We start from the raw sequence: 24,582 nt of genomic DNA, 5'->3' as shown, positions 1-24,582 counted from the left end.
GCAACGATGATCACGAAAACAGGAGAGCAGGGACTGCAGATGGCCGAATTGACCATCAACGCCGACGACGTCCGTAATGCGTTGAACGAGTTCGCGGCGTCCTACGAACCCGGAAACGCGGAGCGCGTAGAGGTTGGCCGCGTAACCGCCGCAAGTGACGGCATCGCCCGTGTTGAGGGCCTTCCCTCGGTCATGGCGAACGAGCTGCTGCGCTTTGAAGACGGGACACTGGGCCTTGCCCAGAACCTTGATGTCCGCGAAATCGGTGTCATCGTCCTCGGCGACTTCACCGGAATCGAAGAAGGCCAGGAGGTCCACCGCACAGGTGAGATCCTTTCCGTCCCAGTGGGCGACGCGTTCCTCGGACGCGTCGTTGACCCTCTGGGCCAGCCGATCGATGACCTCGGCGAGATCAAGGCTGAAACCACCCGTGCGCTTGAGCTTCAGGCACCGGGCGTAACCCAGCGCAAGTCGGTCCACGAACCGATGCAGACCGGACTCAAGGCCATCGACGCCATGATCCCGATTGGCCGCGGCCAGCGTCAGCTCATCATTGGCGACCGCCAGACGGGCAAGACGGCCATCGCAGTGGACACGATCATCAACCAGAAGGCCAACTGGGCTTCCGGGGACGTGACCAAGCAGGTCCGCTGCGTTTACGTTGGTGTTGGCCAGAAGGCGTCCACCATCGCGGCCGTCCGGCAGACCCTTGAGGACCACGGCGCCCTCGAATACACCACCATCGTGGCGTCGCCTGCTTCTGACCCCGCTGGCTTCAAGTACTTGGCACCCTACGCCGGCTCGGCCATCGGCCAGCACTGGATGTACGGCGGCAAGCACGTTCTGGTGATCTTCGATGACCTGTCCAAGCAGGCCGAAGCCTACCGTGCAGTTTCGCTGCTGCTGCGTCGTCCGCCGGGCCGCGAAGCTTACCCCGGCGACGTCTTCTACTTGCACTCCCGCTTGCTCGAACGTTGTGCAAAGCTCTCCGACGAGCTTGGCGCCGGCTCCATGACCGGCCTGCCGATCGTTGAGACCAAGGCAAACGACGTCTCGGCCTACATCCCGACCAACGTGATCTCGATCACTGACGGCCAGATCTTCCTCCAGTCGGACCTCTTCAACGCCAACCAGCGCCCCGCCGTCGACGTGGGTGTCTCGGTCTCCCGCGTTGGTGGTGCTGCCCAGGTCAAGTCGATGAAGTCGGTCTCCGGTACCTTGAAGCTGGACCTGGCCCAGTACCGGGACATGCAGGCCTTCGCCATGTTCGCCTCGGACCTGGATGCGGCCTCCCGCCAGCAGCTGACCCGTGGCGCCCGCCTGATGGAACTGCTCAAGCAGGGGCAGTATTCGCCGTTCCCGGTCGAGGACCAGGTTGTGTCCATCTGGGCCGGTACTAAGGGATACCTCGACGACGTGCCTGTTGAAGACGTCAGGCGCTTCGAATCCGAGTTCCTGGAGCACTTGAAGCACAAGTCCTCCATCCTGACAACGCTGGCCCAGACCAACAAGCTGGACGACGACACTTCGGAAGCACTGAAGACCGCGATCGTGGACTTCAAAAAGGGCTTCTTCGGTGAAGGGGACAACCACTTGGTAGGTGCCGGACACGAGGAGCACGACGCTATCTCCGAGGGCGACGTCGACCAGGAAAAGATCGTTAAGCAGAAGCGCTAGTTCCACTGGACGGGGTGCCGGATCCAAGGGATCCGGCACCCCGGTCAATGGAATCTTAGGAAAGGATAAGTATGGGAGCCCAGATTCGGGTCTACCGCCAGAAGATCAGCTCGACCACGTCGATGCGCAAGATCTTCAAGGCGATGGAACTGATCGCTACCTCGCGCATCGGCAAGGCCCGGGCGCGCGTAGCAGCTTCACTGCCTTACGCGAACGCGATCACGCGCGCCGTTTCTGCTGTCGCCAGCCAGACCGAGATTGACCACCCGCTGACCACTGAGCCGGATCAGATCCGCCGCGCCGCCGTCCTGGTAATTACCTCGGACCGCGGCCTGGCAGGTTCCTACTCCGCGAGCGTGCTCAAGCAGGCAGAAGGTCTCAATGAGCTGCTCCACGCTGAAGGCAAGGAAGTCAAGACCTACCTCGTCGGCCGCAAGGCGCAGGCGTACTTCGAGTTCCGGAACCGCCCGTACGAGCGGGTCTGGACCGGCGGCACTGATGCACCTGAATTCAGCACCGCACGTGAAGTCGGAGAAGCACTGCTGGCCGAGTTTGCAACGGACTTCGACGAGGGCGGCGTGGATGAGATCCACGTGATCTACACCCGCTTCAAGTCCATGGTCACCCAGGAACCGACAGTCATCCGTCTCCTCCCGCTCGAAGTTGTGGAGGAGCAGGCACCATCGGAGTCGGACCTCTTGCCGCTGTACGAATTCGAGCCGGAAACGGAGCAGGTCCTTGATGCACTGCTGCCGCGCTACATCGAATCCCGCATCTTCGCTGCTATGTTGCAGGCCGCAGCTTCCGAGCTTGCTGCCCGCCAGCGTGCGATGAAGTCCGCCGGCGACAACGCGACGGACCTCATCAAGAAGTACACGCGACTGCGCAACACGGCCCGCCAGGCTGAAATCACGCAGGAGCTTTCTGAAATCGTTGCGGGTGCAGACGCCCTGGCGTCCTGACCTGCAGCAGCATTTCGGTTCCAGCGGGACCTGCACCACAACAGATAAACTTAACCCCACGCCATCTACTGAGTGAAGTGAGAGAGATGACTGCCACTGCTACCGAACACGTAGCCGCAACGTCCGGTGCCACCGGCCGTATCGCCCGTGTTATTGGCCCGGTTGTCGACGTCGAATTCCCGGCTGACGCAATCCCGTCGATTTACAACGCACTCACCACCGAGATTACTCTCAACGGTGAGACCAAGACCATCACGTTCGAGACCTCCCAGCACCTGGGTGACAACCTCGTCCGCGCCATCTCCCTGCAGGCCACTGACGGACTTGTCCGCGGCACGTCCGTGGTTGACAGTGGCGCACCGATCTCCGTGCCCGTGGGCGACGGCGTCAAGGGCCACATCTTCAACGTCCTCGGCCAGCCGCTGGATGTTGCCGAGTCGGAACTTGAGATCAGCGAACGCTGGCCGATCCACCGCAAGGCTCCGGCCTTCGCGTCCCTCGAGGGCTCTACCGAGATGTTGGAAACCGGCATCAAGGTCATCGACCTCCTCACCCCGTACATCAAGGGTGGAAAGATCGGCCTCTTCGGCGGCGCCGGCGTAGGCAAGACCGTTCTGATCCAGGAAATGATCACCCGTGTTGCCCGCAACTTCGGTGGTACCTCCGTCTTCGCCGGTGTCGGCGAGCGTACCCGTGAGGGCAACGACCTCTGGGTCGAAATGGAAGAGGCAAACGTCCTTAAGGACACAGCCCTTGTATTCGGCCAAATGGACGAACCGCCGGGAACGCGCCTGCGCGTGGCCCTGTCCGCCCTGACGATGGCGGAGTACTTCCGCGATGTGCAGAACCAGGACGTGCTGCTCTTCATCGACAACATCTTCCGGTTCACCCAGGCAGGGTCCGAGGTCTCCACGCTCCTCGGCCGCATGCCGTCGGCTGTGGGCTACCAGCCCAACCTTGCCGACGAGATGGGTCTCCTCCAGGAGCGCATCACGTCCACCAAGGGCCACTCCATCACCTCGATGCAGGCTATCTACGTACCCGCAGATGACTACACCGACCCGGCTCCGGCCACCACGTTCGCGCACCTCGATGCCACCACGGAACTTTCCCGTGAAATCGCATCGCGTGGCCTGTACCCCGCGGTGGACCCGCTGACGTCCACCTCCCGAATCCTGGACCCCCAGTACATCGGCAAGGACCACTACAACACGGCTGTCCGTGTGAAGCAGATCCTGCAGAAGAACAAGGAACTCCAGGACATCATCGCCATCCTCGGTGTCGACGAACTCTCGGAAGAGGACAAGATCGTCGTGTCGCGTGCACGCCGCATCCAGCAGTTCCTCTCCCAGAACACCTACACCGCCAAGCAGTTCACCGGCGTCGAGGGCTCCACGGTATCCATCAAGGACACCGTAGAAGGCTTCACCGCAATCTGCGACGGCGACCTTGACCACATCGCAGAGCAGGCGTTCTTCAACGTCGGCGGCCTGGATGACGTTGAGCGCCAGTGGGCCAAGATCCAGGAACAGACCAAGTAATATGGCTGAGCTTGAGGTTGAGATTGTCGCAGCGGACCACTTTGTGTGGTCCGGAGCGGCCAAGATGGTCAAGGCCCGCACCAGCGATGGTGAAATCGGAATCCTGCCCGGCCACTCGCCCCTGCTGGCGATCCTGGCCGAGGGTGAACTGGCAATCCAGCCGGTTACCGGTGACCGCATTGCCGTAGTTGTTGACGGCGGATTCTTCTCCGTCGACAACGACCGCGTGGTTATTGTTGCTGACAACGCCCAGCTGGGTGACGCGGCTACTGCTGGGATCCGCTAGCACGACCTTGATGGACGCTCCGAGTCTTCCGTTCATCGCCCTGGCAGCCGTATTCGGATTGCTGATAATTGCACTGTGCCTTTCCGGGGTGCGCCGCTTCAATCTGCGGCGCGCCTTGGGCACTGTGGACGCCTCCATTTGCATGGCTGGAAACAGCTGGCAGATGGGGGTTTGTCGTTATCAGGACAACGACCTCGAATGGTTCCGGCTGCTCTCGCTGAGCGTCCGGCCCAAGCACAGATTCAAACGGAGTTCCCTGGAACTCCGTGGGCGCCGCAAACCGACGGAAGCCGAGGCCGTCAAAGTCCAGCCCGACGTCGTGATCGTGGAGCTGAGATACGAAGGCCTGGATCTGAAGCTGGCCATGAAGTTCGACGCGTACACCGGGCTGTCCTCCTGGCTCGAAGCCGGGCCGGTTATCGGCGTGGGCACCTGGCGCTAACCGGCGTGGATTTCATCGCAGACGTCCGGCTGACCGACGGCCCGGTTTTCTGGGCTGCCTGGATCCTTGGTGCGGCCGCAGCACTCTATCTGGTGTGGCCTCGCGCCACTTTAGGTACCAGCCGCTCGCTGGTAAACGTGGTTTCTTCCGTTATCGCCGGCGTCGCCCTGGTTGCCGTGGTGCATTGGGCACTGATTGATGTTTTCTCCACCTTTCCCGAAGACCTGCCCTTCGACGTCCTCACATGGTCAGTTCCCGCCGTCGCCGCCCTTGTCCTCATGCTGTTGCGACTGCCGCTCAGTTCCTGGCGACAGCGAAGTGCGGGATTCGTAGCCTTTCTGCTTGTGGCCCTGCTGTCCACCGTGCAGATCAATGCCTACTTCGGCCTCAACCGCACGGTCAGCGACCTCATGGGCACCGCCTTGGCCAGGATCAGCTCTTTGGAGCCTGCCCTGATGCGGCAGGGCGGTGCTGCAGCCGCCGTCCCCCTGGACGGCTGGCAACCCCAGGGCGACCTTCCCCAAGAGGGAGCCCTGCGGAAGGCAAGCATTCCCGGGTCTGCCTCGGGACTGGACACACGCGACGCCTACATCTACCTGCCTCCCGCCTACTTCGCCGTGAATCGTCCGGCCCTCCCCGTGCTGCTCCTTTTCGCGGGCCAGCCTGGCGGTCCATCCGATTGGCTCTCCGGGGGAGCCCTGCGTGCACACATGGACGACTACGCTGCCGGTCACGCCGGGGTGGCGCCCGTTGTTGTGGTAGCCGACCCGAACGGCTCCCAGCAGGCCAACACGCTCTGCCTGGACAGCCGGATGGCTCGAGCTGACACGTTCTTGTCCAAGGACGTGCCGGCCTGGATCACTGCCACGCTGGATGTCAGCCCAGACCATCGTCGGTGGGCCGTGGGAGGATTCTCTTTTGGTGCAACCTGTGCACTTCAGATGGGTACCCGGCATCCGGACATCTACAGCTCAGTGCTGGCGTTCTCCAGCGAACTTGAACCAGCCCTTGCCAAGGAGCGGCAGAAGACGGTCGACGCCTCATTCCCGGGGGACGCCGCGGCTTTTGAACGCCAAACACCATTGGCTGTGATGGCCAGGTCCCGTTTTGATTCAAGCGCAGTGTATTTCGCGGCAGGTGAGCGTGACCCGGAGTTCATCGGATATATGAAGACCCTGGCCGATTCCGCCCGAAAGGCCGGATTCACTGTTGAGTCGAAACAGGTGCAGCACGCCGGCCACTCCTGGGACACGCCCTCCAAGGGAATGGCCGACGGGTTGGCGTTCCTGGCAGCCCACTGGGGCCTGAAACCATGACTGCAGGTACGGGAATCCGAACGGCAGGTCTGGCGTGGGCGACTGTGGCGCGTCCTGCGCTTCGCAGAACAGTGGCGCGGCTGCGTTCGGTGCCGTTCACGCTGGGCCTACTGGCTGTTTTTCTCCTCGCCGGCGCTCTGACGGGGAGCTTCCTGAGCGGGCCACCGGAGAAAATGCTTTACGTCGCTGCGGTCAGCGGACCCGGGCTGAAGTCCGGTTACTGGTGGTCAGTGTTCACCTCGTTGTTCTTTGCCACCAACCCCCTGGCCTATCTATCAGCGGCCCTCATGATCCTTGTTCTGGTGGGCATTGCCGAGAAGAGGCTGGGGGCACCTACTACTGCCGTGCTGTTCTTCGGCGGCCAGTTCGCTTCCGTCACGGTCTTCCTGCTGCTCACCCAGCTGGCGCGCTACGCGGGGGACGGCTGGCTGGGACTCATGGCGGATAACAGCCTGATCGGCCCCTACGCCGCCGTCCTCACCGTCTCCCTTGCAGCGAGCGGCCGCCTCCCGGTCCTGTGGCAACGGAGACTCAGGACCACAGTGCTGTCCACATCCCTGCTGCTGGTTCTCTACGTGGGGCACCCGGAGACCGTGATCGGCTTTTTGGGCGCCGTCCTGGGCCTCGCGGCCGGCTGGTGGATGCGTGGCGACCACGGTCAGCTTCACCGGCATCGCTCAACCGGCCGCGAGACCAGAAACCTCCTGGCACTGACTGCCGCCGTCTTCGCGGTGGGCCCCATCCTGACGGCCGTTGCGGCGACGCCTACCGGTCCACTTGCCATGCTTCGCGACGTGGTCCTGAACCCGTTGCCGACGCTGACCCAGCTCGAGTTCAATTGCGGTGCGACGGTGGAAGCGTCCTGCCTCGAGGCCGGACGGCAAGGCTTCTCGGGGCCGTTCGGACTCGCACTTGCGGTGGTTCCTGTGGTCCTGCTGCTGATCTGCGCCGACGGAATGCGCCGTGGCCGCCGGATGGCATTGAACATCACCATCGTCATCCAGTTGGCGGTCGCTGCATTGGCGGCTGTCTACCTTGGCCTGTTCGCCCTCATCCCGCACTATCCGGCCCGCCCCCATACCGCGGCCATGGGCTCGGGGTTTGCCCACATCCTTCCGCTGGTGACAGTGCCGTTGTTGGTGGCGGTACTGTTGTGGGCCAACCGCCGCCACTTCAGGGTAGAGACCGTTCCATCTGCCCGCCGAATACTCGCTGCAGTGGTGTGTGGCGTCTGGCTGGTCCTCTCGATCAGCTATGCCCTGGCCTGGACGGCGGCCGGAGGAATGTCGCGCGATGGAGGCCTGCTGGGCCTGCTGGCCGAACTGTCCCGTCAGTACCTTCCGATTCCCCTTCCAAACCTGTACCGTCGGGTATTTGCCGACCGGAACAGCGTGGAAGCATTCGTCTTTGCGTATTCCGGGCTGGTCTTCTGGGTAGTAGCACTGGCGGGGGTCTGGTGGGTGCTGCTGGGACGGCACCACAATAACGACTCCGGCAGGAGCGGGCGGGCCGTGGCCCGGACCCTCCTGCATCAGGGAGGGGATTCGCTGTCCTGGATGGCACTCTGGGAACCGAACAGTTACTGGTTCAGTCCGGATGGCGGGGGTGCGGTGGCGTACCAGCAACACGGAAGCGTCGCGCTCACACTCGCAGGCCCGTTCGGCCCCCGGCGAAACCATCAGGCCGTGGCCGAAGGCTTCCTGGCGCATTGCAGCAGCCATGCCCTCATTCCGGCGTTCTACTCCTGCAGTGACAGCTTGTGGCCGCTGCTGCAGGCGCGGGGCTTCCACCGGGTGGCCGTGGCCCAGGAAACCAGGCTCGCCGTGAGGGAAGTCGAATTCAAGGGAAAGGAGTGGCAGAACGTGCGCACCGCCCTGAACCGGGCGGACAAGCTCGGCGTAAAGGCTGTCTGGGGGACTTACCACGGGCTGCCGGCTGCCCTTCGTGCCAGGCTCAGTGAGGTGTCGGAAGAGTGGGCCGCGGCCAAATCTGTTCCGGAAATGGGCTTTACGCTGGGCGGCATCGACGAGTTGATGGACGATGAAGTGCTGTGCTGCCTCGCCGTGGACGGTGAGGGCACAGTGCACGGCGTTACCAGCTGGCTCCCCGTGTACGACGGCGGCAGGCTGGTCAGCCGAACCCTCGATGTCATGAGGCGGGCTCCAGAGGGATTTCCGGGGGTCATGGAATTCCTGATCGCGTCAGCAGTGCTGGAACTGCGGAAAACCGTGGGTGTTATTTCCCTCTCGGGATCGCCGCTGGCTCAACTTCCCGGGGAGCAGGAGGCGGGGAAGCCAGGGGAGGCCATGCCCGCCGAAAACGTGCTCCGCATCCTCGACGTCGTAGGCCACGCATTGGAGCCTGTCTACGGGTTCCGTTCGCTGGCGGCCTTCAAATCGCGCTTCAAACCCGACTACCGCACGCTGTACCTGTATTACCAGGATCCGTTGCAGCTGCCAGCGATCGGAAGGGCACTTACGCGTGCCTATCTGCCCGGGCTCTCGCTCAGGCAGGGCGCCCGATTGCTGCGTGGACGGGTGAGCTGAGGACTTTTGATAGTTCAGGATTTGAAAACGTTTGTGACAGATAATGTCTTGAAGAATATTGGCAGCAGAACGGTCAGGCAGGCTGCAGAATAAAACTCTGGATAAAAAAGTAGTCCCCGGCACGGATGCCGGAGACCACTTATTCGCGGAAAGGGCGCTTAAGCTTAAGCGCGGCCGTCCGTCGAGGGACTAGACCAGCGTTACGCCGGTAGCCTGGGGGCCCTTGGCGCCCTGACCGATTTCGAACTGAACGCGCTGGTTCTCGTCGAGGGTCTTGAAGCCACCGGTCTGGATCTCGGAGTAGTGAACGAAGACATCGCCATCGGAGTCATCCGGGGTGATGAAGCCGAAGCCCTTTTCAGCGTTGAACCACTTGACGGTTCCCTGTGCCATTTATTTCTCCTCATTATGGAACTTGTCTAAGTCCAGCACACCTCGTGCAGGACTTGGTCACTCCGCGAGAAGAATCCTGGATTGCCGGTTACGGGAACCTGCGCTGCAGGAGCTTCGCGCTCGCAACATGTCTTGCGAGCATGAAAAACACCTACACAAAGACTTAGATAAGAATTCCATGACAGTTCCGTTAGGTCAACGGTCTAAGCGGCCAATTGGATAAATTTTGGGTAAAAAGCGAGTGAATCCACTCGCCGGGGGCACGGGGAGTGCGGCGCGCGCCCGTTGGACGGATTTTTGAACCGGTCTTTGATCGAAACAATGGACTCAGAACAGACGGGATTCACTGTCATCTACCCCGCGCATGGCGTCGTAATCCAGGGTGATGCAGTCGATTCCCCGGTCTGTGGCCAGGACCTTGGCTTGTGGCTTGATTTGTTGTGCCGCAAAGATTCCCCGTACAGGCGCAAGGAGTGGATCCCTGTTCAGCAGTTCAAGGTACCGGGTCAGCTGTTCGACGCCGTCGATATCGCCCCTGCGCTTGAGCTCGATGGCCACTGTGGCTCCGTCGGCGTCGCGGGCCAGGATGTCCACGGGTCCGATGGCGGTGAAATATTCACGCCGGATCAACGAGAAGCCCGAGCCCAGGGTCTCGATCTGTTCGGCCAGCAGCCGCTGCAGGTCCGCTTCCACGCCGTCCTTGATGAGGCCGGGGTCAACGCCCAGGTCATGGGAGGACTCGTGGAGTTGCTCGTGGATATTAATGATGAGCCGGTCGTCGGTCTTTGCGGACTGTACCGTCCACTGCTCCATGACCCCGAGCTCAAGGTCAATGTCCTCGGGTGAGGACACCCGGAGTGTGGCTGGCGGGCTCATCCAGTTCAGGGGCTTATAGGAGCCGCCGTCCGAATGCACCAGCACCGACCCGTCGGCTTTCACCACAAGGAGCCTGGTGGCAAGGGGGAGGTGGGCTTTGAGCCGGCCAACATAATCAACGGAGCATCGGGCTATGACAAGTCGCACGCCGTACAGACTACCGGTTCATCGAGGGCCGGCCTGCCGGGCGGGGCCTGTCCGCGACCGTTCCGGGCGGAGGCAAGCCTGGTGCTGAGGCAGAATGGAAGCATGCCGCGCTCCAACCGTCCCCGCCGTCCCGTTTCCGGGAAGAGCGCGGGACCCGCAGGTAAGAACACAGGCAATGCGGCTGGCAAGAAGGGAAATGGGGAGGTCCCCGAGCTGGACCTGGAGCGTGCCCGGGCAGGCATTGCCCGCCGGGAGAGTGCGCCCGACGGCGAGTGGATGGTCAGGACCATCACCGCCAGGAACGCGGAGAAGACCTACATCTGCCCCGGCTGCTCAACGGCCGTGCCTCCGGGAATCGCCCATCTGGTGGTGTGGAAAGACGACCACCTGTTCGGGGCGGCCGCCGGGCTCGCCGAACGGCGTCACTGGCACACAAACTGCTGGCTGTCGCGGAGCTACCGCTACCGCTGAGCATTCATCGCGCGGCCCGGACTTCGGTACGGTGCTGCGAAGGTCGCTAAGCTGGCTGGCATGACTTTTGATCCGGCGTCGTACGAATTCAACCAGCCTGAGGGTCCATCACCGATCCGGGCGTCCACGGTCCTCCCCGCCAGGCGCGAAAACGTTGAACTCCATACGGAGGATGGCCACACCCTGGTGGGGGAGCTCGCGTTGCCGGAATCAGGTCCGGTCCAGGCGACCCTCATTACCCTGCACCCGCTTCCCACCCATGGCGGTTTCATGGACTCCCACGTGTACCGCAAGGCGTCCTACCGGCTCCCTGCGCTGGCCGGTGTGGCCGTGCTGAGGTTCAATACCCGGGGCACGGCCTCGCCGCGCGGTACCAGCGACGGATCGTTCGAAGAAGGGATCGGTGAGCGCTTCGACGTCGAGGCAGCGGCGCGCTTCGCCGTCGAACGCCAGCTGCCCAACCGCTGGCTCGTGGGCTGGTCCTTCGGGACCGAGCTGGCGCTCATGTACGGGGCGGTGGAACCAGTAGCCTCCCAGGTGGAGGGCGCTGTGCTGCTTTCTCCGCCGCTCCATCGCGCCACCGACGTCCACCTACGGCAATGGGCGGAAGCCGGCAAACCGCTGACCGTGCTGGTGCCCGAGCATGATGACTATCTGCGGCCCGCCGCCGCTGCTGAGCGCTTCCGATTGGTCCCCCAGGCCCGGGTGGTGGGTGTCGACGGCGCCAAGCACCTTTGGGTGGGCGAGAAGTATGCCGCCCGGGTCCTCAACGAGATCGTGGATGAGGTCACCGAGGCCGGCTCCGGTCCCGCCGGGCTTCCGGACGAGTGGGACGGCCCGGTGGCCACGGCTGCTGCCTAGGGCTTGTGAGTAACTAGTGCTTGTCCTGGCGCACGATGTAGATCTCCTTGACCAGGAGCAGGATTGCGGCGGCCGTGGGAATGGCGATCAGCGCACCGAGGACGCCCAGCAGGCTGCCTCCCGCTATGACTGAGATGACGGCCACGGCTCCCGGGACGGCCACCGCCTTCTGCATGATGCGGGGCGAGATGAAGTAGGCCTCGAACTGCAGGTAGGCGAAGTAGCAGACACCGTAGGCGGCGGCCGTCTGCCATCCCTCGGTCAACGACACCAGGAGCACCACGACAGCCGCGATCATACCGCCGACCAGGGGAATGAACGCGAGGAGTGCCACCACGAAGGCAAGCAGGAGCGCAAACGGGATACCCAGGATGCTCATCACGATGAACGCGAACGCTGCATTCAGCAGGGCCACACAGGCCTGGCCGATCACATAGTTGCCCACGGAACGGGTGATTTCCTCGGAGAGCGCCGCTACCCGCGCCCGGCGTGAGCGCGGCGCGAGCCGGTAGCCCCATTTCTTCATTGCGGGGAGCGCCGCCAGGAAGTACAGACTGAGCACGAGAACAATCAGCGTGCCGAAGAGTCCGTTGGCCAGGACCGAGCCGAAGCCCACCACGCCGCCGAAGATACCCCCCACCGCATCGGGATTTTTGACGAACTTGTCGAGTTCTTCACTGATGCGGTCCCGGAGGCCGAACTGGTCATCGAGGCTGCGGAACAGGTCGGAGTCAATGAAGTCCCGGACCCAGACAGGAGCCTGGGCAACGATCTCGGTGACCTGAGCCACGATGGTGGGAATCAGGGTGGCAAAGAAACCTGCGACTGCGCTGACCAGCACCGATACAGCCACGAGGATGCCGACTGGACGGGGAATCTTCCGGCTCTCCATCCAGCCCACAACCGGTTCCAGGCCTAGGGCGATAAAGAGGGCCGCGATGATCCACAGCAGAAGCTGGGTGGTGTTGGAACCGATCCAGTAGACCAGCAGGGCAAGTCCCACGCCCACCGTGCCCATGAACCCAAGGTACAGCGGGTGCTGTGTGGACATTCTTGGGCCCGGGTTGCCGAACTGCGGGGTCGTCGGCGCTGACTCGTCCGTGTCGGCTTCGTCCTGGTGGGAATATTCCGGCGGCATCTCAAAGCGGAGCCTGGGTTGTGCTCCCGGGAGCGGCTGCCGAAGGCGGCGTATGACTACCAGAAGGGCGGCCGCAGCGGATCCGCCGCGCCTGCCCTGAGCGGGCCGGGACGGGCCGGCCTCCCGGGAGTCGGGGGCGGCGGGATTCTCCTGTCCCGCGGGGGACTCGTCCGTTTTGTCAGTCACTGTGTTTCTGGGGCCTGTCCGTGCGTGGCGCCGCGGCTGCGGGCCTGTGTGATGATCATCGCAAACACTATCAGCAGCCTTGTCAACAGCAGGGGATCGGGGCCCGGATCAAGCGGTGCGGTGCCGGTCTCAGGCACCCAACTGAGCTATTGGTAACAAAACGGTTACTATTGAAGGTAAACCCCCGCTGATGATAGGTGTTTCCTTTGCGTTTCAAGACTGCAGTCGCACTCGTGCTGCTCGGCCTCCTCACACTTTTGGCCGGTATCGGCCAGAAAACTTTCTGGGCTCCGTCCGAGACCTTTACGGCCTCGGCCCCTGCCGATGCCGCGGGTGCGCCTGTGACCGTCATTGACCAGCACCTGCGTGCGCTCCACGGCGGCACAGTGAAGATCAGCATCAAGGGTGACGGCAACTTCATCCTGGCAGCCGGCCGGCCCGATGATGTGGACGCGTGGGTGGGCAAGACCGCCCACAACAGCGTCACGGGGGTTTCTGAAGACCGGAAGTCGCTCCAGATGGAGCACGCCGACGGCGATGCCACCGCACCGAACCCCGCCGGTTCGGACCTGTGGGTGTCCAGTGAAAACGCGAGCGGTGAACTGGACTACTCGTGGACTCCTCCTGCAGACGGCGATTGGTCCCTGCTGCTTGCCTCGGACGGCACAAAGCCGGCGCCTTCGTCCATCTCCATGACATTTCCGAATGACACCTCCACGCCCTGGGCCATCCCGCTGATGGTCATCGGCGGGCTGCTGATCCTCGCCGGCATCGCCCTGGCCGTGCTCTCTGCCCGCAAGCCCGACGGCGAGGGCGGGGCAGGAAGCCGGTTCGCCAAGCGGGCCCGCGCCAAGGCGGAAGCCCGGTCCTCCGCCCGCCTCGGCAGTGTCACGCCTGGCGAAACCAAGGCAGGTGGCGAGTCCACAACTACTTCCAAGTCCGCTTTCACGGCCGCCGTCACCGCGGCGGTGACCGCCGCGGTTGTGGCCGGAACAGGCGTGGCGGCCAGCGCCACTACGACGCCCGCCCCTGCTCCTTCCACGGATTCCAGCGCCGGCGCATCCCAGACGGCCGCCGCGACTGCCTCCCCCGTCCTTCTTGACGCCCAGTTCCGACGCATCCTGGAGCAGGTCTCCAGCGCCACAGACGCCGGAGATGCGGCGAAGGACGCCGGCAAACTTGCCCCCCGTGTCGGCGGGACGGAGCTTGAGGTCCGCACCCAGAACTACAAGATCCGTTCACAGGTGGGTTCCTACGAGGCCCGGATGCCGGTCCGCTCGACCAAGCTCCTCACCACCGTGGTCACGAGTAAGCGGGACTGGCCGAGATCTGTCATGGCAGTCACCCAGGGCGAGGGGAACGTTGTCCCGCAGCTACTGACGCTCGTCCAGACGTCGCCCCGCGAAAACTACAAGCTGGTCGAGGCCACCCCGCTCCAGCCGGGCATTACTTTGCCCAACATCGCCCGGGGCGGGACCGACTCACTGGCCGCGAAAGACAAGTCAGGCCTGCTCTACAGCGGCGAGGAGGCACTGGCCGGACTCGCCGACCGTCTCACAACGCCGGATTCGAGCTTCAAGGACAAGTTGGTGGAAGGCGAATCCTCGCCGTACATCGCAGATACCCTGTCCTACCAGGCCGAAGTTGTGAAGTCGGGCGAGAACGGCAACTTCTCCTTCACCCACAAGGTGGTACCGGAAAGCACCGTCGTATTCCGCACGGTCGACGGCGGCGCCCTGGTGCTCGGCCGGCTCAACTTCGGCTTCGACGGCACGCCCAAGGCATCAGGGGACAAGCTGACCATCGGAGACGACGCTGCAGCCCTCGCTGGCGGCAAGGAAACGACCACGGGAATGGTCCTGAGCTTCGCCGAATCGATGGCCGTGTACGTTCCTCCCGCAGGTTCAGCCGATCCCATGAAGCTCATTGCCGCAACCCGCGGGCTCGTGGGTGCCAGCTTCAAGTAGGCACTGGCCGCCAGGCCCGGAACAGCCCTGATTACCCCCGGCAGCGGCCGGAGTGGCTAGAGTGGAAAGCATGACTTCGCCTGCTTCCCGTCCAGTCCCTCCGGCCGCTGCCAGCCTGCTTAACCTGCGAGGCGCCGTCGACCTTTCCTCGCTGAAACAGCGACCTGCGCCCCCTGTAGGCGGCGGAAACAGCCCGACAACTGCTGCCGCGTCCGGTGACCTCTCCGATGCCGGAACCGTCGACGCCGGTGCCCGCGAGTTGCGCGTGGACGTCACGGAAGGCAACTTCCAGGAACTGGTGGAGCTGTCCGCCCAGGTCCCCGTTGTCTTTGCGCTCTGGGCCGCCTATTCACCGGAATCCACGCACATGCTGGACACCCTTGGAGGGCTGGTGGAAAGCTACGGCGGCCGCCTGGTGCTGGCGGCGGCGGATATCGACGCTTTCCCCCAGCTGGCGCAGGCGTTCCAGGTCCAGGCCGTGCCCACCGCCGTGGCCGTCCTCAAGGGCCAGCCCGTGCCGCTGTTCCAGGGCAGCGCCGACGAAGCGCAGGTACGCGGCCTCCTCGACGAACTGCTGAAGGTGGCGGCCGCCAACGGCGTCACCGGAAGTCTCGGCGGCGGGGTGCCGGAAGAAGCAGGCCCCGTGCCGCTTCCCCCGCTGCATCAGGCGGCCTTCGACGCCATTGAAGCAGGGGACTACGCGGCCGCAGGCGCCGCCTACCGCCAGGCGCTGCTGGAGATGCCGGCTGATGCCGAGGCCAAGGCCGGACTGGCCCAGGTGGAGTTGATGGGGCGGCTTCAGCCGCTGTCCGCACAGGATACCGAGGTACTCCGCACACTGGCCGCCGATGAACCCGACAACCTTGAGGCGCAGCTCCGTGTAGCGGACCTGGACATTGCGGGCGGGCACGTGGAAGACGGCCTGAACCGGCTGGTCAGCTTTATTGGCCGGAACTTCGGTCCGGAGCGGGACACTGCCCGGGTGCGGCTCCTGGAGCTGTTCGACGTCGTGGGCACCTCCGACCCGCGCGTCGCCAAAGCCCGGCAGGGGCTGGCGAGGGTCCTCTTCTAGTGCCGGCCCTCTTCACGCCGCTGAAGCTGCGCTCCCTGGAGCTCCGGCACCGCGGCTGGGTTTCACCCATGTGCCAGTACAGCTGCGGGCCCGACGGCGAGCCAGGTGTTCCGAACGACTGGCACCTGATGCATCTGGGATCCTTCGCGGCCGGCGGTGCCGCGCTGATCCTGACCGAAGCGGCGGCCGTGAACGCGGAGGGCCGGATCAGCCCGCGGGACGCCGGACTGTACAACGATGCGCAGGCTGAGGCGTGGCAAAGGATCACCGGGTTTGTGCACAGGCAGGGGGCCGCTGATGCGAAGATCGGTGTCCAGCTCGCGCACGCCGGACGGAAAGCCTCCACCTATTGGCCGTTCTCCGGTAAGCGTGGAAGCGTGCCGGAGACTGACGGCGGCTGGGCCACCGTGGGTCCGTCGCCGTTGGCCTTCGACGGCTATGCCGAGCCGGCGGCGATGAGCGAGGCGCAGATCCGCGACGTGATTTCCGACTTTGCTGCCGCAGCCGTCCGGGCGGTTGACGCTGGCTTTGACACCCTGGAGCTGCATGGTGCGCACGGCTACCTGCTGCACCAGTTCCAGAGCCCGCTGATCAACACCCGCACCGATTCCTGGGGCGGAGATGAAACCGGCCGCAACCGGCTGCTCCTTGCCGTCATCGATGCGGTGCGCGATGTCATTCCCGAGCCGATGCCGCTCCTGTTGAGGATATCGGCCACCGACTGGGCGGCCGGCGGGATCGACATCGAGGCCTCCGTCCGTCTGGCCGCGCAGGCAGCTGAGCATGGAGTGGACTTGGTGGACGTGTCCAGCGGGGGAGCAGTGGCGCACCAGGAGATCAGGCCGGGGCCCGGATACCAGACCGAGTTCTCCGCGCGGATCCGACGGGAAACGGGAGTCCCGACCGGAACAGTGGGCCTGCTGACGTCGGCAGGCCAGGCCGAGCACGCTGTGGCCACCGGGCAGGCTGACGGCGTCTTCATTGCCCGGGCTGCCCTGCGTGATCCGCACTGGTGGCTGCGTGCCGCCTTCGAGCTGGGCCACGACATCACCTGGCCGCCCCAGTACGAACGAGCCGTGCCGCGGCATTCCTTTTAGCTTGTGGTCCTCGGTGTTCCAGATCTGTCCCGGGGCTTTTTGTCCCTGGTGCTTTGTTCCTCGTCCTTTCTGCCTACTCCTTTCTGCCTACTCCCGGGGGAGGACCCCCGCCGCGGGGCGGTGGGTTTAGGGTGGCAGTATGACTGCTCCGCACCCTGATCCGGTGGCGCACGCCGGCCCGGTTCCCGCCCTGTCCATCCGCGGCCTCGCCAAGAGATTCGGCGGAAAAATCGCCGTGGACGGCATCAGCCTGGATGTGCCGGCAGGCTCTTTTTTCGGCATTGTCGGGCCCAACGGCGCCGGCAAGACCACCACACTGTCCATGGCAACGGGGCTCCTGCGTCCAGACTTCGGCACGGCCGTGGTCCACGGCGTCGACGTCTGGGCCAGGCCGCTTGAGGCCAAGAAACTGATGGGCATCCTTCCCGACGGGATCAGGCTTTTTGACCGGCTCACGGGGGAACAGCTGGTGAGCTATGCAGGGCTGTTGCGCGGGATGGAAAGGGATGTGGTGTCTTCCCGTGTGGCGGAACTCCTGGCAGCATTGGACCTGAGCCAGGACGCGGGGACCCTCGTGGTGGACTATTCGGCGGGCATGACCAAAAAGATCGCCCTGGCCTCCGCACTGATCCACGCTCCGCGCCTGCTGGTGCTCGATGAGCCGTTCGAATCGGTGGACCCTGTGTCGGCGTCCAATATCCGGGCCATCCTGGACCGGTACGTCGCCTCCGGCGGGACTGTCATCGTCTCCAGCCACGTCATGGACCTGGTCCAGCGCATGTGCGACCATGTGGCGGTGGTGGCGTCGGGCCGGCTGCTGGCCGCCGGGACGGTGGACGAAGTCCGCGCGGGCGCCTCCCTCGAAGACAGGTTTGTCCAGCTGGTGGGCGGCCGCAACCACACGGAAGGCCTCGAATGGTTGCGCACCTTCTGAGGCTCAAGCTGACCCTGCTCCGCAACGGTCTGCGCCGGAGCCCGTGGCAGCTGGTTGGCATGGCTTTTGGCGGCCTTTATGCCCTCGGGCTGGTCGCGGCGCTGGTGGTCGCACTTGTGCTGCTCCGCCAGGCGGACCCCGGGCTCGCCCAGACAGCGGTAGTGTTGGGCGGTTCCGCTGCCATCCTGGGCTGGGGCCTCATTCCGGTGGTGGCCTCGGCCGCCGACCTCACCCTCGATCCTGCCCGCTTCACCACGTATGCCATCCCCATGCGGCACATGCTGGCGGGGCTGGCACTCGGCGGCCTGATCGGCATCCCTGGCCTGGCCACCGCGCTCGTGGCGCTCGCCACCGTGTGGACCTGGTCCCGGGGACTCTTTCCCGCCCTGGGAGCGCTGGCCGGTGCCTGCCTGGGCGTCCTCAGCTGCATCGTGCTGTCCAAAGTAGTGACCACGGCAACGGCCAGCCTGGCAGCGTCCCGCCGTTTCAAGGACGTGAGCGGCATCGCCTTCATGGTTCCCCTGGTCCTGATGGGCCCCATCGTGGCCGGGGTCTCCCGGGGAATCTCAGCCTCCGCCGGCTTCCTCCCGGAACTCGCCCGGACCATGGCCTGGACACCCCTGGGCGCGCCCTGGTCCCTTGGCGGCGACCTTGCCGCCGGCCGGCCCGGCGAGGCGGCAGCCAAGCTGCTCATCGCCCTGGCCACCCTGGCCGGTCTCGCCTGGTGCTGGAAGCTCCTGCTGGAGCGGGCCCTGGTTAATCCGCCGTACGCCGGAAGCGGGAGCCGGAGGGGCGGGAAAATGGGACTGTTCGGGATTCTGCCCTCGACCCCGGCAGGCGCTGTGATCGCGAGGTCCCTCACGTACTGGCTCCGCGATCCCCGCTACGCCGGTTCGCTGGTGGTGATTCCGCTGCTGCCCATCCTGTTGCTGTTCCAGGGCAGCCAGTCCGGTGACTACGGCAGCCTCACCTTCGCTGCTCCGTTGGCTGCCTTCCTGCTGGCCTGGTCGATCTCCGCCGACGTGTCGTACGACAACACCGCATTCGCGCTGCATCTGGCCACGGGCGTCCGCGGCGTGGATGACAGGCTGGGCAGGGCCCTCGCCTGCCTCGCTTTTGCGCTGCCTGTGGTGCTTGTTTTCGCTGTGGGACACTTCGTGTTCACCGGCGGCTGGGAGCAACTCCCCGGCCAGCTGGGCCTGAGCCTCGGGATCCTGTTCACGGGACTTGGCCTGTCGTCGGTAGTCTCTGCCCGCTACACGGTGGCCGTTCCCTTGCCGGGGGACAGCCCCTTCAAGAAGCCGCCGGGCAACGTCGGCCAGACCATGGCCGTGCAGTTCGCCGGCATGGCGATCCTGGCGCTCCTGGTGCTGCCTGAAGTGGCGCTTCTGATCGTCCAGCTTGTCACCCGCGACACGCTGTTCGGATGGATCAACCTCGCGGCGGGCCTGATACTGGGACTGGTTTTCTTTGTGGCAGGAGTCCGGCTGGGCGGACGGTGGCTCGATGCCCGCGGACCTGAGCTGCTGGCGCAGCTGACCGTTAATCGCTGACTCCGCCGCACCAGAAACCTCTCACCAGAAAGGCGGTTGACCATGGAAGTCGTTATTCTTCCGGGTACCAAACAGATCGGGAAGCTTGCTGCCGACGCCATAGAGTCGTTGCTCGGACGCAAGCCCCATGCCGTCCTGGGACTGGCCACAGGATCGTCACCCCTGCCGATCTACGATGAGCTCGCGGCCAGGCACGAACGCGATGGACTGGATTTCGGCCAGGCGCACGCCTTTGCCCTGGATGAGTACGTGGGCCTGGAGCCGGGCCATCCGGAATCCTACCGCGAGGTCATCCGCCGCGAGTTCACGAGCCGGGTGAATATCTCCCCGGAAAACGTCCACAGCCCGGACGGGGCTGCCGCTGACCTCCCGGCCGCATGCCAGGCTTACGAGGAACTGATGCATGCCCTTGGCGGGGTGGACCTCCAGATCCTGGGGGTGGGGACAGATGGCCATATCGGTTTCAACGAGCCGGGTTCGTCGTTTGCGTCCCGGACGCGCATCAAGAGCCTGATCGAACAGACGCGGCGCGACAATGCCCGGTTCTTCAACAACATGGCCGAGGTCCCGCACCATGTGGTGACTCAGGGCCTGGGCACCATTCTCGAGGCCAGGCACGTACTGCTGGTGGCCACGGGCGCGCAGAAGGCGCAGGCAGTCCGGGACTTTGTGGAGGGGCCGGTTGCGGCGATCTGTGCCGCCTCAGTGTTGCAGTTCCACCCGCACGCCACTGTCCTGCTGGACGAGGCGTCGGCATCGTCCTTGAAGCTTGCGGACTTTTACCGGCATACCTACGACAACAAGCCCCCCTGGCAGGGACTGTAGGCGCAATGACTGTGGGCGCAGGTCCTTTAGCGGTGCGCACGGAGTAAAAATGTCGACGGCGGCTGTCCGGTGGTCCCGGCGCTGGCCGAAAAACGCTCCCGCCGGCGTCGAACTTCCGCCGGGCGGAAAGGCTAAGATGGATGCCATGACTAGCACGACGGACCCTCTCGAAAACGACCCGATGCGCGAGCTTTCCGGGGCTGGAACGTCCACGGCCACCATTGAGCGCGAGGAACTGCGCCAGGAAGTGGAGCCCGGCGACCGGGAGCGCTTCTCGCACTACGTGCGCAAAGAAAAGATCATGGAATCCGCGCTGACGGGTGATCCCGTCATTGCCCTGTGCGGCAAAGTGTGGACGCCGGGCCGGGATCCGCAGAAGTTCCCGGTGTGCCCGATGTGCAAAGAGGTTTATGAAGGCCTCCGCCCGGGCAACGACGGCGGCAAGGGTCCCGGAGGGGACCCGGGCAACAACAAGTAGTGACGGAAACACTCTTTGGCGGTCCCACCCTGCCTCCGGCCTATCCGGAACGCGCAGCCTGGGGAACCGCCCAGAAACTCCGTGCCTGGCAGCAGGAAGCACTGGATCTCTATTTCAGGTCCGGTCCCCGGGATTTCCTGGCCGTGGCTACGCCCGGAGCCGGCAAGACCACTTTCGCGCTGCGGGTGGCGTCCATGCTCATCGAGTCCGGGGCCGTCAACCGGGTGACCATCGTGGCACCGACTGACCACCTTAAGCGGCAGTGGGCAGACGCAGCCGCACGCGTCGGCATCGCCATCGACCCCAACTTCAAGAACTCGGACGGGCAGCACGGCCGCGGCTTTACGGGCGTGGCCGTGACGTACGCGCAGGTCGCCAGCAAACCCATGCTGCACAGGGCCAAGACGGAAGCGGCCCGCACCCTGGTGATCCTCGATGAGATCCACCATGGTGGCGAAGCACTCTCGTGGGGTGACGGACTGCGGGAGGCCTTTGACCCTGCCGTCCGGCGTCTCTCCCTCACCGGAACGCCGTTCCGTTCGGACACTTCGCCCATACCCTTCGTTGAGTATGCCGAGGACAGGGACGGCATCCGGCGCTCAAAGGCCGATTACACCTACGGCTATGGCAACGCGCTGCGTGACCACGTGGTGCGGCCCGTCATGTTCATGGCCTATTCGGGCCAGATGCGCTGGCGTACCAGCGCAGGGGAAGAGATGGCCGCTTCCCTGGGCGAGGCCGCCGTCACCAAGGACGTCACCTCGCAGGCTTGGCGGACGGCACTGAATCCCACCGGGGAATGGATTCCAGCCGTCCTGGCCGGGGCGGACAAGCGACTCAGCGAGGTGCGCAGGACTGTCCCCGACGCCGGGGGACTTGTCATCGCGACCGACCATGAGGACGCACGGGCCTACGCCGGCCAGCTGAAAAGGATCACGGGCGAATCGCCCACCGTGATCCTTTCCGATGACGCGAAAGCCTCAAGCAAGATCGAGGAATTCACGACGAGCGAGAAGCGATGGATGGTTGCCGTCCGGATGGTGTCCGAAGGCGTAGACGTTCCCCGGCTGTCAGTCGGGGTTTATGCCACCTCCACATCGACGCCGCTGTTCTTCGCCCAGGCCGTGGGCCGCTTCGTGCGTGCCCGGAAACGCGGCGAAACTGCCTCGGTGTTCCTTCCGTCCGTGCCGCAGCTGATGGCCCTGGCCAACTCGATGGAGGCCGAACGCGACCACGCCCTGGACCGCCCGGAGAAAGAGGACGGGGACGGCCTCTTTAACCCCGAAGAGTCATTGATGGCGGAGGCAAACCGCGAGGATAAGGCTTCCGACAGCCTCACAAAGGGAAAGTTCGAGGCCCTCGACTCGCAGGCTTCCTTTGACCGGGTACTGTTCGATGGCGGCGAGTTCGGCACTGGGGGAGAGGTGGGCTCAGAGGATGAGCTGGACTTCCTGGGCATCCCCGGCCTGCTCGACGCAGAGCAGGTGGGTACCCTCCTGCGGCAGCGCCAGCACGAACAGCTCACCAGGAAAAACCGTAGGTCTCCTGCCGCGGCGCCACCCGCGGCGCCGGCGGTACCGGACCATCGGATGCTGATGGACCTCCGCAACGAACTGGCCAAGAACGTAGCAGCGTGGTCTGCCCGGACGGGTACCCCGCACGGTGTGGTCCACACCAAGCTGCGCACTGTTTGCGGCGGCCCTCCGGTGGCGCAGGCTAACGAGGAGCAGCTCCAGTCCAGGCTGCGGAAGCTCCAGGACTGGTTCGTCGGCCGGAAATAGGCCGGGGAATCCGTCAGGCGATGTCCACCCCGCCGAGTTCCATCTCAGCAAAGGCGTCTTCCAGGTCCTCGGCGATCCCGGCGGTCAGTGAACGGATGACTGTTACCGAGTAGCCTGCCTGGACGGCATCCAGGGAGGTGGCCATCACGCAGTAATCGCTGGCGATTCCCACCACCACCACGTCCTCGACATCGTGGCTCTGCAGCCAGTCGTCCAGCCCGATGGCGTCATCCGCTGGTGCGAACGGTTCCTCGCCGCCAGATGCGGGGAGTGCCCCCGGCTGGCGTTCTCCCGTGGGAACCGCGTCCTCGGGCGCCAGGAGGCCCTCGAAGCCTGAGTAGGCTGCGGCGAACTGTCCCTTCCGGAAGTAGGCCTGGATGTATTCGGTGTCCAGGTCCGGGTGCAGCTCGGCGCCGCGGGTGCCGGCCACGCAGTGCGGGGGCCAGCTCTCCTTGAAGTCCGGTGCCTCCGAAAAATGCGCACCGGGATCGATGTGCCAGTCCTGGGTGGCGACAATGTGGTCGAACTCGCCGTGGTGGGCGTCCACGTACTCGCTGATCGCGCCGGCGACGTCGGCCCCGCCGTCTACTGCCAAGGCACCGCCTTCGCAGAAATCGTTCTGGACGTCAACGATGATCAGGGTCCGGGACATCAGTTCTCCTCAGTTTTCTTCATAGAGAGTAGGGATGGCGGCTTCGCCCCGCTGGAGCCGGTTGACCACCGCCGGCAGTTCCGCCATGCTGTCCGAGTGCCGCTGCCGCGCGCGGACCACTCCTTCATGGCCTGTCCAGCCGGGCAGCAGTTCACCGTTCTTCATGAACTGCTGCAGCAGCGGCCGGTCGTTGCCGTCGTCTTCGGGGTGATGGCCGATCCCCACGATTTCCTGGGTGGCGATGCCGCGCTCGTTGAGTTTCCGCAGCGCGTATTTGCGGCCGCCCGTGCTGGTCTTGTTCTTGGCCGCCTTTGCCACCGGGACGAAGCCGCCTGAATCGTCAGCGCGGCTCACGAGCTTGTAGACCATGCTGGCCGTGGGCGCGCCGGAACCGGTGACCAGCGACGTGCCCACCCCGTACGAGTCGACGGGAGCGGACTGCAGCGCCGCAATAGCGAACTCGTCCAGGTCGGACGTCACCACGATCTTGGTGGTCTCGTTGCCCAGCTGGTCCAGCAGTTGTCGGACCCACTGCGCCTGGGCCACGAGGTCCCCGGAATCCAGCCGCACCGCGCCGAGCCTGGGTCCGGCCAGCTCCACCGCCGAGCGGACAGCGGCCTCGACGTCGTAAGTGTCCACCAGGAGTGAGGTCCCGGCGCCCAGCGAGGCCAGCTGGGCCTCAAAAGCATCCCGCTCGGTGTCATGGAGGAGGGTGAAGGAATGCGCGGCCGTGCCGACAGTCTTGATGCCGTACCGGATGCCCGCCTCCAGGTTGGACGTGCTGTCGAATCCGGCGATCACGGCGGCGCGGGCGGCAGCCACGGCTGACTCCTCGTGCGTCCGCCGGGAACCCATCTCAATGCAGGGCCGGTTGCCCGCGGCGGTGATCATCCGTGACGCTGCCGACGCTATGGCACTGTCGTGGTTCAGGACGGACAGCAGGTATGTCTCCAGCATGCACGCCTCGGCGAACGTGGACTCCACGATCAGTACGGGCGAATAGGGAAAGTAGGCTTCCCCTTCCGGGTATCCCCAGATATCCCCGGAGAACCGGTAAGAGGCCAGATAATCCAGGGTGTCGGCGTTGACCACGCCGGCCCGGCCCAGGAACTCCAGTTCAGCCTCGCCGAAGCGGAAGTTGGCGATGCCTTCCAGCAGCCTTCCCGTTCCCCCGACGATGCCGTACCGCCGGCCCTCCGGAAGCCGCCGCGCAAACGCTTCAAAGACTGATCTGCGGTGGGCGGCGCCTGAGTGGAGCGACGCCTGCAGCATAGTCAGCTCGTAGTGGTCTGTGTAAAAAGACGTGCGGGGATGGTCCCAGCCGGCAGAGGTACTCACAAATTCACTCTAGTCCCCACCCGCTCCCACGTCTCGCTTCGCT

Annotated in this window: 22 protein-coding genes; 17 read left to right on the top strand and 5 right to left on the bottom strand. The window is 64.6% G+C overall.

Annotated features, from left to right (window positions below; translation table 11 throughout):
* Window positions 1-39: 39 nt before the first annotated feature.
* From atpA to J7E83_RS06440, 7 genes are all read left to right on the top strand, one after another.
* Window positions 40-1,677 (top strand): F0F1 ATP synthase subunit alpha, encoded by a 1,638-nt coding sequence (gene atpA, locus J7E83_RS06470; protein ID WP_214961025.1) that lies wholly within the window; start codon window positions 40-42, stop codon window positions 1,675-1,677.
* Between the two features lie 71 nt (window positions 1,678-1,748).
* Window positions 1,749-2,639: a F0F1 ATP synthase subunit gamma gene (locus tag J7E83_RS06465; RefSeq protein WP_214960117.1), complete on the top strand. Its 891-nt coding sequence runs from the start codon at window positions 1,749-1,751 to the stop codon at window positions 2,637-2,639.
* An 86-nt stretch (window positions 2,640-2,725) separates the two neighbouring features.
* On the top strand, window positions 2,726-4,180 hold the full coding sequence (gene atpD / locus J7E83_RS06460) for a F0F1 ATP synthase subunit beta (protein WP_214960115.1): 1,455 nt from the start codon (window positions 2,726-2,728) through the stop codon (window positions 4,178-4,180).
* A gap of 1 nt (window position 4,181) precedes the next feature.
* A complete protein-coding gene (locus J7E83_RS06455; RefSeq protein ID WP_214960113.1) occupies window positions 4,182-4,466 on the top strand; it encodes a F0F1 ATP synthase subunit epsilon in 285 nt (94 codons plus the stop codon).
* 10 nt (window positions 4,467-4,476) lie between these two features.
* Window positions 4,477-4,908, top strand: a complete 432-nt coding sequence (locus J7E83_RS06450; RefSeq protein ID WP_214960111.1) for a DUF2550 domain-containing protein — start codon at window positions 4,477-4,479, stop codon at window positions 4,906-4,908.
* Window positions 4,909-4,913: 5 nt separating this feature from the next.
* On the top strand, window positions 4,914-6,224 hold the full coding sequence (locus tag J7E83_RS06445) for an alpha/beta hydrolase family protein (RefSeq protein ID WP_214960109.1): 1,311 nt from the start codon (window positions 4,914-4,916) through the stop codon (window positions 6,222-6,224).
* A complete protein-coding gene (locus tag J7E83_RS06440; protein WP_214960107.1) occupies window positions 6,221-8,770 on the top strand; it encodes a bifunctional lysylphosphatidylglycerol flippase/synthetase MprF in 2,550 nt (849 codons plus the stop codon). The genes J7E83_RS06445 and J7E83_RS06440 overlap by 4 nt, the downstream gene beginning before the upstream one ends.
* Before the next feature lie 189 nt (window positions 8,771-8,959).
* Here J7E83_RS06440 and J7E83_RS06435 read toward each other — a convergent pair whose 3' ends face one another.
* Window positions 8,960-9,163 carry a cold-shock protein gene (locus J7E83_RS06435; RefSeq protein WP_011692441.1) on the bottom strand — a complete coding sequence of 68 codons (204 nt, stop codon included), beginning with the start codon at window positions 9,161-9,163 and terminating at the stop codon, window positions 8,960-8,962.
* 327 nt (window positions 9,164-9,490) lie between these two features.
* Window positions 9,491-10,186, bottom strand: coding sequence for an endonuclease NucS (gene nucS, locus J7E83_RS06430; RefSeq protein ID WP_214960105.1), 696 nt, complete (start codon window positions 10,184-10,186; stop codon window positions 9,491-9,493).
* A 102-nt stretch (window positions 10,187-10,288) separates the two neighbouring features.
* Here nucS and J7E83_RS06425 point away from each other — a divergent pair, with 102 nt between their 5' ends.
* Window positions 10,289-10,657: an ATP/GTP-binding protein gene (locus tag J7E83_RS06425; RefSeq protein WP_214960103.1), complete on the top strand. Its 369-nt coding sequence runs from the start codon at window positions 10,289-10,291 to the stop codon at window positions 10,655-10,657.
* A gap of 60 nt (window positions 10,658-10,717) precedes the next feature.
* Window positions 10,718-11,518: an alpha/beta hydrolase gene (locus J7E83_RS06420; protein ID WP_214960101.1), complete on the top strand. Its 801-nt coding sequence runs from the start codon at window positions 10,718-10,720 to the stop codon at window positions 11,516-11,518.
* A 13-nt stretch (window positions 11,519-11,531) separates the two neighbouring features.
* Here the strand turns inward: J7E83_RS06420 and J7E83_RS06415 are convergent, their stop codons facing one another.
* Window positions 11,532-12,842, bottom strand: coding sequence for an AI-2E family transporter (locus tag J7E83_RS06415; protein WP_214960100.1), 1,311 nt, complete (start codon window positions 12,840-12,842; stop codon window positions 11,532-11,534).
* A 206-nt stretch (window positions 12,843-13,048) separates the two neighbouring features.
* Between J7E83_RS06415 and J7E83_RS06410 the strand changes: the two genes are divergently transcribed.
* The 8 genes from J7E83_RS06410 to J7E83_RS06375 all read left to right on the top strand — a co-directional run bounded on the left by J7E83_RS06410 (window position 13,049) and on the right by J7E83_RS06375 (window position 22,549).
* On the top strand, window positions 13,049-14,809 hold the full coding sequence (locus J7E83_RS06410; protein WP_251043469.1) for a hypothetical protein: 1,761 nt from the start codon (window positions 13,049-13,051) through the stop codon (window positions 14,807-14,809).
* A 70-nt stretch (window positions 14,810-14,879) separates the two neighbouring features.
* Window positions 14,880-15,881, top strand: a complete 1,002-nt coding sequence (locus tag J7E83_RS06405) for a tetratricopeptide repeat protein (protein ID WP_214960098.1) — start codon at window positions 14,880-14,882, stop codon at window positions 15,879-15,881.
* Entirely contained in the window at window positions 15,881-16,978 is a 1,098-nt protein-coding gene (locus J7E83_RS06400) for an NADH:flavin oxidoreductase/NADH oxidase (protein ID WP_214960096.1), read from the top strand. The genes J7E83_RS06405 and J7E83_RS06400 overlap by 1 nt, the downstream gene beginning before the upstream one ends.
* A 139-nt stretch (window positions 16,979-17,117) precedes the next feature.
* Window positions 17,118-17,912: an ABC transporter ATP-binding protein gene (locus J7E83_RS06395; protein WP_214960094.1), complete on the top strand. Its 795-nt coding sequence runs from the start codon at window positions 17,118-17,120 to the stop codon at window positions 17,910-17,912.
* Entirely contained in the window at window positions 17,894-19,465 is a 1,572-nt protein-coding gene (locus J7E83_RS06390; RefSeq protein WP_214960092.1) for a transporter, read from the top strand. The genes J7E83_RS06395 and J7E83_RS06390 overlap by 19 nt, the downstream gene beginning before the upstream one ends.
* Before the next feature lie 42 nt (window positions 19,466-19,507).
* Entirely contained in the window at window positions 19,508-20,290 is a 783-nt protein-coding gene (nagB, locus tag J7E83_RS06385) for a glucosamine-6-phosphate deaminase (protein WP_214960090.1), read from the top strand.
* Between the two features lie 136 nt (window positions 20,291-20,426).
* Entirely contained in the window at window positions 20,427-20,768 is a 342-nt protein-coding gene (locus J7E83_RS06380; protein ID WP_214960088.1) for a DUF3039 domain-containing protein, read from the top strand.
* Window positions 20,768-22,549 carry a DEAD/DEAH box helicase gene (locus J7E83_RS06375; RefSeq protein ID WP_214960086.1) on the top strand — a complete coding sequence of 594 codons (1,782 nt, stop codon included), beginning with the start codon at window positions 20,768-20,770 and terminating at the stop codon, window positions 22,547-22,549. The genes J7E83_RS06380 and J7E83_RS06375 overlap by 1 nt, the downstream gene beginning before the upstream one ends.
* Window positions 22,550-22,562: 13 nt before the next feature.
* On the opposite strand, the gene J7E83_RS06370 is transcribed toward J7E83_RS06375, so the two are convergent.
* Both J7E83_RS06370 and J7E83_RS06365 read right to left on the bottom strand, forming a co-directional pair.
* A complete protein-coding gene (locus tag J7E83_RS06370) occupies window positions 22,563-23,201 on the bottom strand; it encodes an isochorismatase family protein (protein ID WP_214960083.1) in 639 nt (212 codons plus the stop codon).
* Window positions 23,202-23,210: 9 nt separating this feature from the next.
* Window positions 23,211-24,539, bottom strand: coding sequence for a nicotinate phosphoribosyltransferase (locus J7E83_RS06365; RefSeq protein ID WP_214960081.1), 1,329 nt, complete (start codon window positions 24,537-24,539; stop codon window positions 23,211-23,213).
* Window positions 24,540-24,582: the final 43 nt, after the last annotated feature.

This window comes from Arthrobacter sp. ISL-48, assembly GCF_018613805.1.
Classification (GTDB): domain Bacteria; phylum Actinomycetota; class Actinomycetes; order Actinomycetales; family Micrococcaceae; genus Arthrobacter.
Note: the sequence above shows the minus strand (reverse complement) of the source record. Positions and strands in the feature narration are given on the sequence as shown.

What these genes read in the sequence shown, in the direction of transcription:
- J7E83_RS06370 (WP_214960083.1), bottom strand. Translation starts at nt 23,201, where the DNA reads ATGTCCCGGACCCTGATCATCGTTGACGTCCAGAACGATTTCTGCGAA.
- J7E83_RS06390 (WP_214960092.1), top strand. Translation starts at nt 17,894, where the DNA reads ATGGTTGCGCACCTTCTGAGGCTCAAGCTGACCCTGCTCCGCAACGGT.
- nagB (WP_214960090.1), top strand. Translation starts at nt 19,508, where the DNA reads ATGGAAGTCGTTATTCTTCCGGGTACCAAACAGATCGGGAAGCTTGCT.
- atpA (WP_214961025.1), top strand. Translation starts at nt 40, where the DNA reads ATGGCCGAATTGACCATCAACGCCGACGACGTCCGTAATGCGTTGAAC.
- J7E83_RS06380 (WP_214960088.1), top strand. Translation starts at nt 20,427, where the DNA reads ATGGATGCCATGACTAGCACGACGGACCCTCTCGAAAACGACCCGATG.
- J7E83_RS06450 (WP_214960111.1), top strand. Translation starts at nt 4,477, where the DNA reads ATGGACGCTCCGAGTCTTCCGTTCATCGCCCTGGCAGCCGTATTCGGA.
- J7E83_RS06440 (WP_214960107.1), top strand. Translation starts at nt 6,221, where the DNA reads ATGACTGCAGGTACGGGAATCCGAACGGCAGGTCTGGCGTGGGCGACT.
- J7E83_RS06395 (WP_214960094.1), top strand. Translation starts at nt 17,118, where the DNA reads ATGACTGCTCCGCACCCTGATCCGGTGGCGCACGCCGGCCCGGTTCCC.
- J7E83_RS06425 (WP_214960103.1), top strand. Translation starts at nt 10,289, where the DNA reads ATGCCGCGCTCCAACCGTCCCCGCCGTCCCGTTTCCGGGAAGAGCGCG.
- J7E83_RS06420 (WP_214960101.1), top strand. Translation starts at nt 10,718, where the DNA reads ATGACTTTTGATCCGGCGTCGTACGAATTCAACCAGCCTGAGGGTCCA.
- J7E83_RS06435 (WP_011692441.1), bottom strand. Translation starts at nt 9,163, where the DNA reads ATGGCACAGGGAACCGTCAAGTGGTTCAACGCTGAAAAGGGCTTCGGC.
- J7E83_RS06405 (WP_214960098.1), top strand. Translation starts at nt 14,880, where the DNA reads ATGACTTCGCCTGCTTCCCGTCCAGTCCCTCCGGCCGCTGCCAGCCTG.
- atpD (WP_214960115.1), top strand. Translation starts at nt 2,726, where the DNA reads ATGACTGCCACTGCTACCGAACACGTAGCCGCAACGTCCGGTGCCACC.
- J7E83_RS06455 (WP_214960113.1), top strand. Translation starts at nt 4,182, where the DNA reads ATGGCTGAGCTTGAGGTTGAGATTGTCGCAGCGGACCACTTTGTGTGG.
- J7E83_RS06465 (WP_214960117.1), top strand. Translation starts at nt 1,749, where the DNA reads ATGGGAGCCCAGATTCGGGTCTACCGCCAGAAGATCAGCTCGACCACG.